The sequence below is a fragment of the Domibacillus sp. F004 genome (genome assembly GCF_057814295.1).
This window is the reverse complement of the sequence record NZ_JBVATB010000001.1, coordinates 533309-547223: the sequence shown is the minus strand read 5'-3', so window position 1 is coordinate 547223 and position 13915 is coordinate 533309. Positions and strand designations below refer to the sequence as shown.

14 protein-coding genes are annotated in these 13915 nt (G+C 40.5%); 6 read left to right on the top strand and 8 right to left on the bottom strand.

What is annotated here, in order from left to right; all coding sequences use genetic code 11:
- Positions 1 to 129: 129 nt before the first annotated feature.
- Positions 130 to 666: a ribonuclease H-like YkuK family protein gene (locus ACZYRN_RS02945; RefSeq protein WP_488909996.1), complete on the top strand. Its 537-nt coding sequence runs from the start codon at positions 130 to 132 to the stop codon at positions 664 to 666.
- 257 nt (positions 667 to 923) lie between these two features.
- Here the strand turns inward: ACZYRN_RS02945 and ACZYRN_RS02940 are convergent, their stop codons facing one another.
- A complete protein-coding gene (locus tag ACZYRN_RS02940; protein ID WP_488910534.1) occupies positions 924 to 1007 on the bottom strand; it encodes a putative holin-like toxin in 84 nt (27 codons plus the stop codon).
- A 288-nt stretch (positions 1008 to 1295) separates the two neighbouring features.
- Positions 1296 to 1586 carry a hypothetical protein gene (locus ACZYRN_RS02935; RefSeq protein ID WP_488909995.1) on the bottom strand — a complete coding sequence of 97 codons (291 nt, stop codon included), beginning with the start codon at positions 1584 to 1586 and terminating at the stop codon, positions 1296 to 1298.
- Between the two features lie 743 nt (positions 1587 to 2329).
- Here ACZYRN_RS02935 and ACZYRN_RS02930 point away from each other — a divergent pair.
- The gene (locus ACZYRN_RS02930) at positions 2330 to 3478 is read left to right on the top strand and encodes a hypothetical protein (RefSeq protein WP_488909994.1); all 1149 of its coding nucleotides are present in this window, start codon (positions 2330 to 2332) and stop codon (positions 3476 to 3478) included.
- 146 nt (positions 3479 to 3624) lie between these two features.
- On the opposite strand, the gene ACZYRN_RS02925 is transcribed toward ACZYRN_RS02930, so the two are convergent.
- The 4 genes from ACZYRN_RS02925 to ACZYRN_RS02910 all read right to left on the bottom strand — a co-directional run bounded on the left by ACZYRN_RS02925 (position 3625) and on the right by ACZYRN_RS02910 (position 7241).
- Positions 3625 to 5457, bottom strand: a complete 1833-nt coding sequence (locus ACZYRN_RS02925; RefSeq protein WP_488909993.1) for a DUF262 domain-containing protein — start codon at positions 5455 to 5457, stop codon at positions 3625 to 3627.
- A gap of 45 nt (positions 5458 to 5502) precedes the next feature.
- Positions 5503 to 6375 (bottom strand): phosphorothioated DNA-binding restriction endonuclease, encoded by an 873-nt coding sequence (locus ACZYRN_RS02920; protein WP_488909992.1) that lies wholly within the window; start codon positions 6373 to 6375, stop codon positions 5503 to 5505.
- Positions 6376 to 6578: 203 nt separating this feature from the next.
- Positions 6579 to 6815: a hypothetical protein gene (locus ACZYRN_RS02915; RefSeq protein ID WP_488909991.1), complete on the bottom strand. Its 237-nt coding sequence runs from the start codon at positions 6813 to 6815 to the stop codon at positions 6579 to 6581.
- Between the two features lie 147 nt (positions 6816 to 6962).
- The gene (locus ACZYRN_RS02910; RefSeq protein ID WP_488909990.1) at positions 6963 to 7241 is read right to left on the bottom strand and encodes a 2TM domain-containing protein; all 279 of its coding nucleotides are present in this window, start codon (positions 7239 to 7241) and stop codon (positions 6963 to 6965) included.
- Between the two features lie 294 nt (positions 7242 to 7535).
- Between ACZYRN_RS02910 and fabF the strand changes: the two genes are divergently transcribed.
- Positions 7536 to 8771 carry a beta-ketoacyl-ACP synthase II gene (gene fabF, locus ACZYRN_RS02905; RefSeq protein WP_488909989.1) on the top strand — a complete coding sequence of 412 codons (1236 nt, stop codon included), beginning with the start codon at positions 7536 to 7538 and terminating at the stop codon, positions 8769 to 8771.
- Between the two features lie 115 nt (positions 8772 to 8886).
- Entirely contained in the window at positions 8887 to 9510 is a 624-nt protein-coding gene (locus ACZYRN_RS02900) for a hypothetical protein (protein ID WP_488910533.1), read from the top strand.
- Positions 9511 to 9548: 38 nt separating this feature from the next.
- On the opposite strand, the gene ACZYRN_RS02895 is transcribed toward ACZYRN_RS02900, so the two are convergent.
- Positions 9549 to 9983 carry a hypothetical protein gene (locus ACZYRN_RS02895; protein ID WP_488909988.1) on the bottom strand — a complete coding sequence of 145 codons (435 nt, stop codon included), beginning with the start codon at positions 9981 to 9983 and terminating at the stop codon, positions 9549 to 9551.
- A gap of 313 nt (positions 9984 to 10296) precedes the next feature.
- Between ACZYRN_RS02895 and ACZYRN_RS02890 the strand changes: the two genes are divergently transcribed.
- A complete protein-coding gene (locus tag ACZYRN_RS02890; RefSeq protein WP_488909987.1) occupies positions 10297 to 11034 on the top strand; it encodes a YwqG family protein in 738 nt (245 codons plus the stop codon).
- Between the two features lie 259 nt (positions 11035 to 11293).
- The gene (locus tag ACZYRN_RS02885; RefSeq protein WP_488909986.1) at positions 11294 to 12625 is read left to right on the top strand and encodes a protoglobin domain-containing protein; all 1332 of its coding nucleotides are present in this window, start codon (positions 11294 to 11296) and stop codon (positions 12623 to 12625) included.
- A 72-nt stretch (positions 12626 to 12697) separates the two neighbouring features.
- Here ACZYRN_RS02885 and ACZYRN_RS02880 read toward each other — a convergent pair whose 3' ends face one another.
- Complete coding sequence (locus tag ACZYRN_RS02880) at positions 12698 to 13912, bottom strand: polysaccharide deacetylase family protein (RefSeq protein ID WP_488909985.1); 1215 nt, start codon at positions 13910 to 13912, stop codon at positions 12698 to 12700.
- Positions 13913 to 13915 lie beyond the last annotated feature (3 nt).

Genomic DNA, 13915 nt, shown 5'->3' with positions numbered 1-13915 from the left:
GTATAGAATGTTTTGCTCCACACACCAATAAAACAATTGCCATACATTGTAGGAAGACGGCATATATATTTATTATATTTCGGTCATGTTTATTTTCTCAATAAGCAAGGAAAGCTGTGGTGGAAAAAGATGAACGATTATCCAACTCATAATCCTTCCTTTCAAAACCTTCAAGAAACGAATCTGTCATTTGAAGAAGTTTTCCATCGCATTGTCCAGTTCATGACCCTGCATCCAAAAGGCATGTATCGATTAATGATCGGCACCGATTCCCAAGTCCATACCGAACATACCGTTTTTATTACCGGGATTGTCATCCAGCAAGAAGGACAAGGTGTATGGGCGTGTATACGCAAAGTGATCATTCCAAGAAGAATGACACAATTACATGAACGGATTTCCCAAGAATTATCTTTAACCGAGGAGATTGTGTCCCTGTTTACAGAAGACCGAAAAAATCAGTTAATCAATATCGTTCTTCCTGCCATATACGAAGGAGCAACCTTCACGATGGAGGGCCATATTGATATCGGCGCCGGCAAACGGAATAAAACAAGCCAGTTTGTAAAAGAAATGGTCACCCGGATGGAATCGATGGGCGTTGAACCTAAAATTAAACCCAATGCTTTCGTTGCATCAAACTACGCCAATCGGTATACAAAATAGGAGGTGTCTTCCCCTCGATTTATAGGAGAAGAGATAAAAGGCCGCATAACAAACAGAGTGAAAGGAACCAAGTGCGGAGACAATTAAATTATTTTTCATTTTGGCGGTTTTAAGGTATAATCAATGTGTAAAGAAGCATATTTAAAAAGGCCACTGGTGCGGCAAACACCAGAGGCTCTGCAATAGAATTCCCTTCAAGGGGGATCAGCATCTACAGAAAGTAAGTCATTCCTCTGCTTAGCTGGCTCAAGGGTGACTTACTTTTTTTGTGCCAACGTAATAATCGACACGACCAAACTGGCAAATGCAATCATAAGCACAAGCGTTTGAAAAGTCGTCACAGGCAGCACCCCCTTTCTATCGAGGGAATGCTGACCGCCCTTGAGTCTCTATTCTATCGTGCTCTTATTATAGCATAATGCACGCGAATATAGATAATGAAAAAGGAACATTAGTTCTTTTTCAGTGGCGCATTTTTATGGGATTTATTAGAAGGACTGGTCGTTGAATATTCTCCATTATACAAAAAAAACACAGGTCCGTTGCGGTTCGCCTGTGTTTTTATGTAGAGATAAACGAGAAAAGCAGTTAAGCACAGTAGAATAAATGAAAAAGGTCTTTTTCCAACATTAACTTACTACAGCCGCTTTAATTTTTCTATTAAACAAGCTTCTGTTTTTCCAAATAAAATCAACCAAATCCTTATCAAGGAGCCTCTGTTCATCCGGATCACAATAATCCAAGCCTTTGCCATGACGGGTCCAGTGGCTTTCTGAATATTTCATCAGTGTCCACTCGCCTCCCCGTTCCCGATCTTCAATCACAAGGTAATGTTTTTGTCCCGCATCATCATATGAAGCTATTAATTCAAACTTTTCAATAAAGTCCTGAATATCTACTTTTTTCTTAATTATATGCACGATGTCCCGTCCTTCCATTCACTGTACTGATTGAAGCACAATAGATTTGCTTATGATACAACATATTATATCATATGAACCCTACAAGAAAATCCAAATCTATTTTTTTTTGTAAACATCTATGTTTGGCTGGAAATTGAAAAGAACAAGAAAAAGGACATGTATCATTTGTTTCGCAAATGATGACATAAATAACGCGGCCCTCACTAACCTGTCCTTCTATAATGCAGATCCTGTATAACTGTATATACAGAAATGACCAGCACGAGTTTTAAAACAAAGGCTATGTTAAACAATCATGTTGATCATTGTCTAAAAGAAAAAGAACTGTATTTCAGTCTGTAGTCCTTTTTACAGGCTTCTTTTTCAACTAACGCTTTCGAAGTGATAGTTGAAACAATTAATTTCTCCAGCTTCATTCCGCTTTCTCCACGTTTTAAAGTGTATAAATTTTCAATCCCGTACTGATACAAATTTTTTTAATTTGTTACGTTACCCTTTAACTTCCCTTTCATGACTTGCCCACTTAACGCCTTTAGAATCGCGTTATTATCCACGAAAAAACATTTCCGATCATCTAGTAGTTTAAATTAGATTTCGAAGGCCTTATAAATTTATACCCGCTAATAGACAAGTGCCGTTGCGACCAAAATTGCAGCACATAAGATGAAACAAATAAGGTAGATAGGCTGGAAAACAATACATATGAACAAAAATACAACGATGAGAGGAGTGTTTCATTCGTGAGGAACAAAAAAGGGTCAGGTAATGATTGGTTCGTTCTGCAATCTCTATTTAACCATAACGTTCCTTTCGAACTCATCAATATACTGGACAATTTGATTAAAAATAATAAAATGGATACCGCAAAAATAACCGACGTTGAGACTATGAAAAAAGTAAAGAAATTATATAAGCAATTTATTAGCCGTTTTAGCAGAATTCCTAAAGTTTTCCCGATCATTATCTCAGCAACAGAAGCATTGAACACGAATCTTGTTGTTTCAAATTTCAATGTGAAAAGCATGAAATATGCTTTGACGATAAAAGAGCTGGATCCTCAATACCAGGTCTTCATCAGCCTGGCTTTTGGCAATCAAATTTATGATGTAGAAGCTAAATTAAGAAAACATGGGAAAGATCTTTATAATTTTGTCGGAGGCCTGCCAGCGATTCCGTTTCAAGATGAAGCTTTAAAGCAATGGATTGTTCGTCATGCAGGGGCGACCGATAACCTGGCTATTCATTCGGTAGCCCGCTTGTGGAACCATCCTAACTTCCCAAGAGGCAAGTCATTAGCTGAAATGAAAGCTTATATTCTCAATCACAGAGCCGTCACCGAATGGGAACTGGCTAAACAAAAATACCCAGAAATATTCATTCGGCCATTTAAATGCAGAATTCAAGACACTCCCTATAAAAATGAAAATGAACAAGTCCGAATTCTAGACGCTAATGATGAACGGCAAATAATGCTGGGTGTCTTGACCGCTTGCTGCCAGCGGCTGGACGGTACGGGTGAAGCTTGCATGATTGAAGGACTTATCAATCCTGACAGCGGATTTCTAGTATTTGAACGAGGGCCCAAAGTTTTGGCACAATCATGGATCTGGCTTACTGAAGACCTGACATGTCTTGTGATGGATAACATCGAACTAGCAGATTGTCGAAAACCGGAAGATATCCTTTATCTTTTGTTCCATTGGGCGAACCAATCATCTTATCAAAATATTCAAATGGGTACTGGCTTTAACCGCGTGAAAATCGGATTGCCTGTACAGGCAAAAGAAATGCAATGGTATCGGCAAATGTGGAAATTTAAATATACTGATGCTCATCAGCGAGTATGGATTAAAAAGAACGGGGAGATGTGTATCTCGTTAGAAAAGTGAAATGCGAAATAAACATTCGCATTAAAATTATCCGTAATGATATTTAAACACCGTCCAAATAATTGGACGGTGTTGCGTACGTTTATACGTCTTTTTTAATGAACAATTGCGACAAAACAAATGAAAAGTGACACAATTAACAGAGATTAATTTGTTTTTAAAACATCTAATTTATCTAAGTTCCAAATATCTTTCGCAATGTTTGCATATAATTTTTGCCGTTCGTCCAAATCCTCTTTCCTAAAGTCGCTGTGGGGTATAAATGGCAAATTTTTTTCTCTTCTATAACGATTAAAACTAGGATTGCTTTCATAACAGTCTTTGTGGAGTGATTTAGCCAAAAGATTTTGACCGAAGTATTGTTTGAGCTTTACCTGATACTCGGCATCTCCATAACTCTGATTAATTCGTTTAGGGAGCAGCAATAGACCACCGACTCGGTTGCGGTATTCCGTAAACTCACTTTCATGATCAAATAGTTCGCTGTACCGCTCGTATTTATTTGCCCAAATATGCTCGATCTGGAATGGATTTTTTGACTCTTTCGTTACATACGTTTCAAATTTCGAATCAATTCCACTCTCGACCTCGACATGATGCGTGAGACGGGCCAATAAATAATGCACATATTTCTTATTTTGTTGATGCATTTTGAAGTCTTTAATCGCATCGATGTTACTGCTCTTTAAATGCTTTTTCAAAATATCGGTCAACTCGTCCAAGTCTTTGTTTCTTATTTCTTTTGTTAGATTGTACATCGTATAAGAAATGGCTGAGTAATTTAACGTACTATAGGAAATAAACCGATTCACGACCCACATATCAATGAAATAGGCGACCATATTCATTTTACGATCAACAATTTCTTCTGAATCCGTTACTTTTAAAGGAGACAAAAGCAAATGATATTGATGTGTGAAATTGTTGTGGGCATTATAATAAAGATATTCCAAACCCTCGGTATAATTCCATGTTGCGTCTAAAATACGGCCATACTGTTTCGCATAAAAATCAAAATGCTTCGTAATAAACTCATAATAATCATTGCTTGTATTCAATTGGAGATTTTTCTTATTGTCCCTAACCCACTTGTGAAACGACGTAGCGACTTTCTCGAAATCTTTATTCTCTTTGCCTTTGCTTCTTTCCCTTAAAGTTTCAGCATATTTAGCCCGGAACCAATGTTTAAAGAAATCAATTTCTTCTACTTTATCAAATTCAACGAGCTCCAGAATTCTTTTTTTCCAAAGATCGTTCGCTCTCAATTTTTGATTGTCATCTTTAATATTGGCAAGAAGATAGCCTTTTAACATATCAGTAGGACTTAAACTTAATCCTCGGTCATTCATTGTTTCAAAGATCGTGTAAGCGTCATCTTGATTGTTCGCCTCAATATGGACCAACGTCACTTTATGCAGCAGCCAATCGATAAAATAAGGGAGAGCGTCTCCTTTTAACTCTTCTGGAAAATAAGCTTTAATATCTTCAAATCGTGCACCTATATTTCGAACAGACTCTACTTCATGATTTTCAAATTCAAATTGAATTTCATTAAAAAGTGCTTCCATCCCTTCCATTCTTTCTTCTACAAACAGGTTGAAGTCCTTATTCCCATACTTCTCTGAGAAGATCAATTCACTTACATTTACTGTTCTTCCCGCTCTGTCTTTTTGTATATTGTGAAGGTAAATGAGTAATAAAGTTAAGGATGTCAGCCGTTGCTGACCGTCGATGATTGATTTCTTTCCTTCTTTATTGCTGATAACGACGGAACCTAAAAAGTAATTATCGTAATTTTCCACTTCTCTCGGTTCATGGTTGGCGTCGTAATTATCGCTAAACTTCGTTTCAAGATCTTCCAATAGCTCTTTAATATTTTTCGTTTCCCATTTGTATTCTCTCTGATAATAGTCAATGCCATATTTGGCGTTGTGAAGTGTTTCCTGAATACTTTTCGCTCGTGCATCAATTTTGCTCACCTCGTGCTGGCTCCTCTCATAAAACTTTTTTACTTTATTCTTTATTTAATAATTAACCGTATATCTAGCAGGCCCCCGAAATACTTCTCTTACATGCCAGTCCAGATAGCGTTTATTTGGTTCATATATCGTTTGAATCGGTTCTCTTACAGCTTTTCCATGAAATTGCATGAGCCATTCATTCAATCCGTGCGTTCCATGTGCATCCTCTGACACGACGAACAGTCCTGAATCAGATAGCGTAAAGACCCCTCTGTCAAAAAGCTTATGATGAAGTGAACAGAGCGCGATGCCATTTTCTTCATGATCTGGACCGCCAGCCTGGTGCCATTTTATGTGCGCTGCTTCAACCGCCACTAGTGTGTGACCGAGTCGGACGTTAAACCCGCAAACGGCACAGCTATAGCTATAGGCGCGAAGAATCTTTTCTCTGAATTTTGGATCGCGTGATTTCGTTTTTGTGAAACTGAAATCAAGTCCCGCAGCTTGCAATATATCTTCGTGAATGCTTTCAGGAAAATGTGTATTCAACACAATGTTAGCCACTTCCTGAATAAGATGATCATTTTTTAAAAGAAGATCAAATACTTCCTCCGTAAAACCACCGAACACGTTACTTGACATCAGCTTTTTATTCGTGAAATTTTGGTCAAAAGGCATATCAAGTTCCCAAATCCCGTCATTTTTCAGACGGACAAATGGCTGCTCGGGATGATAGGATTTTCGGATTGGTCCAAATGCGATGAGCAACTCTTCCAATTTTTCTTTCACTTCAACATATGGAATATATCTCACTTGATCTTGCTGCAATCTGCCCAGTGCATACAAGATTAATAATGGTTTATGAGGAGCCCTTTGATCTCTTTTTTTCCAAATGGATACATTATTGATTTTTTGCAAGAGTGCTTTTTCCTCCAAACATCCCCCCTCCTCCATTTTTTGTTTCCTACTATTTTACCAGACCCTTCAGATTATTTGTTGTTTATTATCGATTTAATCCCCTTTTCTAAATGAGAAGATATTGTTTCAAGAACTAGTAAAAGAAATGCTTTTCGGCTCTTGTCAACGTGTGAGTTTTATTGCCCTTGCAAAAATAAGCGTACAAAAAAAACTTGGTGTTCTCAACCAAGTTTTTGTCGGTACTTATAAATATAAATTTTTTCCGCAATAAAACTGGCAATCAAGCCGATCACTAAAGGAACGAATGAACCCGTTGTCATGAAGAATCCATTTGCGTTATCTGTATATTCGTAGTGAAACATTAACCAAGGAATAGTAAATATATGCCCTACTAATAAGAGCAAACCCGTTGTGAAAACAAGTGATGTGAATGCAATGATAAAACTCTTACATTTCATTTGAACACCTCCTAATCACAGTTTAGCCTCCATCTTCTTTTCGTTACTACTATACAATACTTTTTTATTTGAGCTACACTCTTTTAGAAAAGAGCTAAAAGAAAAGGAGCCTTTATTGGCCCCTGCACGCCCGTGATAGTTTCTGATTCAATCGATTCGTTTATCTTTTTCCATATATTGTTTGATCTTTCGCGCTTCCCATTCCGCTCCAAATTGGCCATACGCGAAGGTCGATATCCCATGGGCGAGAAGCCCAATTCCCCAGCCGCCAAGTGGATAGATAAACCACCAATCTCCCGGGTTGGAAGACAGATTCAGGCCAAAAAGAAATGCATTTACTAAAATGTAGACGGTTAAATGGATGTAAAATGCCTTTAGCTGTTCTACCCTTTTTTTCGCTCTCAAATATTTTTCATCTTTTTCCAAGCTTATTCCCCTCCTTCTACTTCCCCCCTTTATATATGTATGATGATGGATTCCCATCATGCTTTGTTTAGAATAGAGCGTACAGTTTCCCGCACGCGGTCGTTTATTCCCCATTTTCATCTGGCAGACCCTGTTTGAATCGCACGCTTGTCTTGTTTTGTCATTTTGTCCTTTTAACAGCGCCGTTTCATTGACAGTGACGGGCTAGAAAGTTAGTATTCAAGCATGTCACAGCATCTTTTATTAAATTATATGAACGTTATGGTAAAATTGAAGGAAAAAGGAGTTTTGTAAATGGAACGCAGAGTCGTTGTCACAGGTATGGGGGTCACTTCCTCTTTAGGGCATGATGTGGATACGTTTTGGAAAAATATTCAGAGTGGAAAGTCGGGCATTCGCCAGCTGGAGTCCGAGGAGTACAGCGAAATGGCGACGCGCATTGGCGGGTATATGACGGATTTTCCTGTTGAACAATACATTGATAAGAAGGATGCAGGCAGATACGATTTATTTACCCAATATGCGTATGCCGCGGCTAAACAAGCACTTGATCAGGCAAATCTTGATTTAGAAGCGATCAATAAGGAACGGGTCGGCGTGTACATTGGCTCGGGAATTGGCGGGATCGATACGATTTTAGAAAATCATACGCGTCTGCGGGACAGTGGTCCGAGACGGGTTTCTCCTTTTATGATACCGATGATGATCAGCAATATCGCAGGCGGGATCATTGCCATTAAGTACGGATTTCGCGGACCGAGCTTCTCTCCTGTTTCTGCATGTGCGACGGGAAATCAGGCGATTGGCGAAGCGTTTTTGAATATTAAGCACGGCTATTCGGATGCGATTTTAGCCGGTGGTGCAGAGGCGCCGATTAATCCGCTCGCGTTTGCCGGTTTTTCACGGATGAGAGCAATGTCTACTCAAAATGAGACGCCAGAGCAAGCAAGCCGTCCGTTCGATCAAAAGAGAGATGGGTTCGTCATGTCTGAAGGATCGGGCATTTTGTTTTTGGAAGAGTATGAGCATGCGAAACAAAGAGGCGCGACGATTCTAGGCGAGATTGTCGGGTATGGATCGACGACAGATGCTTACCATATTACGTCTCCTGATTTTACAGGGGCAGCGAAAGCGATGGAGCTGGCGCTTGAAATGGGGCAGATTGATCCCTCGTCCGTCGGGTATATTAATGCACACGGAACAAGTACGCCCGAAGGAGACAAATCGGAAACAAATGCGATTAAACACACGTTTGGCGAGCATGCTTATAAATTGAAAGTAAGTTCGACTAAATCGATGACCGGCCACTTGTTTGGCGCAGCGGGCGGCATTGAAGCCATTATTACATTGAACAGCTTAATCGATGGCGTCCTTCCGCCGACGATCAATTTGGAAAACCCGGATGCGGAATGCGATCTTGATTATGTTCCGAATCGTGCGGTTTCAGCACCGATCACATATGCTCTTTCAAATGGATTTGGTTTTGGCGGCCATAATGCTGTTTTAGCGTTTAAAAAGTATCAAGAATAATTTGTTCTTTTTCTTTCTGTTCCTGTATAAAGAAAGACAGATGATATTTAAAGCGGGCGCTTCGTTTTGGACGGGACTAAATCCTTTTTAAAAGGAGTGGATGCTGGTGAAATGGATGCCGTTTTTGTTTATGGGTGTTGTGCTTACGGCTGGCTGCGGGGATGATCTTTCAGAGCCTGCACCAGTTGAGGAGCCGGTGATCGATGAAGCAGCGGATGTTCCGTCAAATGTGGATCTTTCGTCTTATTTTTTAAAAGATGGTCAAGTCGCGCATTTTGCGGGTGAAGGGAATGAATTTGCGTCGTATACGGCGCGGACGGTCTGGCATGATGATCGTCATGTGACGGTGTATGAAGACAATGGCGGGACAGTGATGGCGCGGACGTTTCGTTTAGAGGATGAGCGGATTGTTGTCGTGCGTGAGGAAGGCGAGCAATATGAGGACTATGGGCCTTCTGCTGAGGAACTTGAAAGCCTCAAGCCGCTGAATACGTACTTGCAGCTCCCGCTTGAAGTGGGACGATCGTTTGACGGCTGGACGGTAATAGATGATTCGTCTTCGGTCAAGACGCCGCTTCAACCATTTGATCACGCTGTTGTTTTGGAGAAAACCGGTGAAGATGGGGCAATCGTTCGCCGCTATTTTGCGAAAGGCTTTGGCGAAGTAAAACGTGAATTTGTGATGGACGATTTTATCGTCTTATCCATGATCGAACAAATTGAAGAACCGGCGCATTGAGGGTATGTCCCGCGCCGGGCTTTCTGTTTCGATCACCTTTAGCCATAACGTCCATAGGAGGAGTTGCGGAGAATGCCACGTCCGACCAAATAGATCGTTGCCATCGTGATGATCAAAATAAACGTATTCATGGCTGCATCCGTCCAAGTAAAGGGCAGTTCTTGTGTATAGACGGCTTTTTGAAATTGGCCAGAAGCCGTTTCGACCGCAATGGCGATATCCGTCGGGAGACCGATAATATCCATATAGGCGGTGCCGACTGGATAAACGTTGGAAGCATCGCCTGAATAATCACTGGTCATTTTCTCTGTTTTTCTATTTACTTCACCGATTTGTGCACTGACATGGATGACCTCTTCATCTGTTACTTCGTATACATTTCCATCGTGTACGACAAATGGATAGGACCAGCTAACGGATTGCACAGGCAAAGCGAACATCATCAAAAAGACAATCAATGCCAAGCTTTTCATGACTGCACTCCACTTCTATTCATTAGATTTTTTCATCCTTCCCTTTTCCTGTATGGCCCGTAACACGTCACATTGTCTTCATGTTAACATAATTGGGATATTTATGTAAGCGATTGCATGTCGAAAAGGCTAAGTAGACAGGCGGTTCAGCTCTCTTTGCGTCGATTCTTTTTGATTATCAGATTATTCAGAATAAAGGAGTCTTTTTACTTGCTTTGTCTATAAAAATACAGTATAGTACAGATGTTCGTTGAATGGAATGTGTTAATCAAACAATAAATAGAAAGATAGGCCAAAATAAAGGAGTGGTTTGATGAGTAAACAATGGGAGCAGTTGATTACAGAATTTGATCTTGAACATGTGCGTACGGATATTTTAAATACGATGCATGAATGTGTCTCCATTTCAAGTGCACCGGCAGAGCGGCTTCCGTGCGGTGCGTCAAAATTTGGCGGTGTGGCCGATTTGCCGGCTGAGACAACCTATCCTTCGTTTAATGGCACACCGCTTTCTTTTATCGGACAGATTAACTTAACCGAAGTGTCGGCGCTCCGTTTAGAGCACAACCCGCTGCCGATGTCCGGCATGTTATCCTTTTTTTACTTCGATAATGAAGAGGAAGCTGTATATGGCGAACCCGAGCATAAAGAGGGATGGCGTGTTCTTTATACCGACGATACAAGCGGCCTGAGCGCCCAGGGCACAGCCTCTTATCCAGAGCGCCGTATGCTTTTTAAGAAAACAGAGAAGCTCGACTTTCTTTATTTTGAACAGGATGAGGATGATGAGAAGTTTGAGAAGTTAATGGATCGGCTTAATGAGCCGCTTGATCATCAGCTGCTTGGCGTACCCGTGTCCGTACAAGGTGAAGTCTTTGATGAAGTAGCCGAATATATAGACGGCAAGCCCGTTCTTCTCTTCCAAGTGGATACGGACGATAAGCTCGACATGATGTGGGGTGACATGGGCATGCTTTATTATGTGATTGGCGCACATGATTTGGCTTCAAAACGTTTTGAGAAAACATGGTTTAGTATGCAGTGCTATTAATTTGTTTATGATTTGATAAATTTTCAATACTTTTTTCCTACAAAACTTCGGATAAACAGGCAAGCGTCCTGTCCGGAGTTTTTGTCCTTTTCTCACGTACAAGCGTTTTCCCAAATGACTGAAAAGCCTTTCTATTAAACTCTATTAGCATGATGTTAAACATTAAAAAACAAAAGCCTTGATTAATTTATAGCCACTGATGCAAAAATAAGATAAGATTAATAGTGACTATGTTATAGGACTATAGGAGGCTTTTGAATTGAGACTGTTTACAAAGAAAAAAAGAGTTGAACCACACCTTCCTTCATTCACCGAAAAAGATGTCAAACTGGCTATTTCCAAAGGAACCGATCTCGATCGTCAAATTCAAATGATCAACTTAACCAAACAAGACCTTCTCTTACTAAAGTCATTAAAGCCGGAAATTAAAAAACAAATTGTCCCCATTATTGATTCATTTTATGAAAGCATCACGAAAAGTGGCGATTTAGTCTCGATTATCGAAGAACATAGCAGCATTGAACGGCTGAAAAAGACGTTGACTCTCCATATTCAGGAGCTTTTTGACGGCATCATTGATCATTCTTTTTTACAGAAACGACTGACAATCGCTCATGTACATGTCCAAATTGGCCTTGAACCAAAATGGTATTTAGCGGCTTTTCAAGATTTGCTTTCTTCTTTTATTGCCATTATTGGCAATCTCCAAATGAACCAGATAGAAAAGACACAGCTCCTAAATGCAGTGACAAAAATATTGAGCCTGGAACAGCAGCTCGTCCTAAAAGCCTATACAGAGCATGAACAAGGACTGAAACAAAAATTAAATATGCGCAAAAAAGAAATTTTGACGGACAAAGTATACGCGATTGCTCAAGAACTCGGCGGTATATCCGAGGAAACAAGCGACTCTCTCCACATGCTTAGTTTGGAATCTAAATCGATTTTAAATGTCGCCAAAGATGGATTAATCCTTGCCGATCAATCATCCGAAAGTTCCCGTTTTGGCCAGCAGCAATTACACATACAAGGAGAGAAACTGGCTGATATTCAACACGCCGTTCATGATATTCAATCCTTTTCAATTGAATTAAACAACATCGCTGCAGACATTACCAATGTTATCAACATCGTCGGCGAAATTGCGGACCAAACGAATTTACTTGCGATTAATGCCTCTATAGAAGCAGCACGTGTCGGCGATCATGGAAAAGGCTTTGCCGTCGTCGCAGAAGAAATACGGAAGCTTTCTGACCAAACAAAAAGGTCGGCCGCCAACGTTTCAACGCACATTACGAAAACAAATGAACTGATTAAAAACGTCACCGGTTCCGTCGAACATGTAAATGATCTTGTTACATCCAGCCGTGAGACGATGAACATGACGGTCGATGAAATGAATAGCTTGCTTGCTTTAATTGACAACACGAAATCAAAAAATCACGCGATTGAACTTTCTTTACAAAAATTATTTTCTATTATTACGGAAATTGAGGCTGCTTCAGAAGAAGTCGCGCAGTCTGTTATCACCTTAAATCATTCTACGGAAGAATATTTGCGTGGAGAACCACTTTCTTCTTCTCTTTCATAAATGCGTTCAGGACAAACAGTTAGACTGTCTGTCCTGGTTTTTTTATTCTTCGTAAGCAAAAGTGCCGCTTTGTTAATAGGTTCCTTCAAGCTTGGCAGCAAAATCTTCGATTGTGTGGCGTGGGGCCACCCCTTGTCGCTTTAGCAAATACGGATCGTCGCCAAGTTTGACGTTGCCCGTTTCGGTTGTAAATGCCATCGTAATGCCAGTGTCCCGCGCAGCTTGAATGGCTTGTGGGCTAAATTGTCCCCACGGATACGCTAAATATTGAATGTGTGCAGAGTCCCCATCGTAAATGTAGCCGATTCGCTCCTTGGCTGCGAGGAAATCATTTTTAATCTCCTCATACGTTTTCGTTTGCAAATACGGCAGGCCGCCGATCGGTTCACGCAAATGCATACCAAGTGTATGATTCTGATAATCATATACGTCACCCGTTCCAGCTGCTTCATCGAATCCAACATATTGCAGCGTATTTTCATCCCATGGTTGGCTCTTTTGATTCAGACGGCCGCCAATTAAAAACTGGGTTGCTTTCATGCCGTATTCTTTTAAAATAGGATAAGCGTATTTCAATGTCGACGTATTGCCATCGTCAAATGTGATAACCACTGCTTTTCCAACCATGTTTTTTTCATGGTGTAAATAGCTTTCTAGTTCCGGCAGTGTAATCGTCCGGTAGCCTTTTTGTTTTAAATAAGCCATCTGCTTTTGAAACTCAACAACTTTGATGACCATTGAATTATTATAAAAGACTGTGTTTTCCGGATTTTCAAGCATATGGTGGTACATTAAAACAGGGATCCCGTGATCTTCTTCCACCGCCTGCTCTTGAATATATCCTTCTTGTCCCCCGACGTTCACCGTATACCACGTACCTGTTTTACCGGTAACTGGAAAACGGACGTTCCGATTTAATATGGCGATCGGCTCGCGGTCTGTGCTTATACGATTAAAAATAAATTGCTGTTTTTTCGTAATGACCGTATCGTTTGTTTCTGTTTCAACGGGCGCGGATGACGCGGTTACGGTCTCTTCATCCACATTGATGGCGACCTTGCTGTTGCCAAATTCCACTTCACGTGTACCGCTTGCGGCCGTATATACACCCTCTTTCATGAGCGAGCCAATCCAGACTTGCTGATTGTTAATGGTTTCGTAAACAGGCACTGTTTCACGAAGCTTTACCTGATCAGCTGATGCTTTCGTTCCCATCATAAAAAATCCCGTCATGCATACTGACACAATCGTTCCAAACACCCATTTCTTTTTCTCTCTATCTCTCATTCT

Bases quoted from the DNA above. Each gene is read 5' to 3' on its own strand.
- ACZYRN_RS02945 (WP_488909996.1), top strand. From the start codon at position 130: ATGAACGATTATCCAACTCATAATCCTTCCTTTCAAAACCTTCAAGAA.
- fabF (WP_488909989.1), top strand. From the start codon at position 7,536: ATGGAACGCAGAGTCGTTGTCACAGGTATGGGGGTCACTTCCTCTTTA.
- ACZYRN_RS02900 (WP_488910533.1), top strand. From the start codon at position 8,887: ATGCCGTTTTTGTTTATGGGTGTTGTGCTTACGGCTGGCTGCGGGGAT.
- ACZYRN_RS02880 (WP_488909985.1), bottom strand. From the start codon at position 13,912: ATGAGAGATAGAGAGAAAAAGAAATGGGTGTTTGGAACGATTGTGTCA.
- ACZYRN_RS02895 (WP_488909988.1), bottom strand. From the start codon at position 9,983: ATGAAAAGCTTGGCATTGATTGTCTTTTTGATGATGTTCGCTTTGCCT.
- ACZYRN_RS02915 (WP_488909991.1), bottom strand. From the start codon at position 6,815: ATGAAATGTAAGAGTTTTATCATTGCATTCACATCACTTGTTTTCACA.
- ACZYRN_RS02890 (WP_488909987.1), top strand. From the start codon at position 10,297: ATGAGTAAACAATGGGAGCAGTTGATTACAGAATTTGATCTTGAACAT.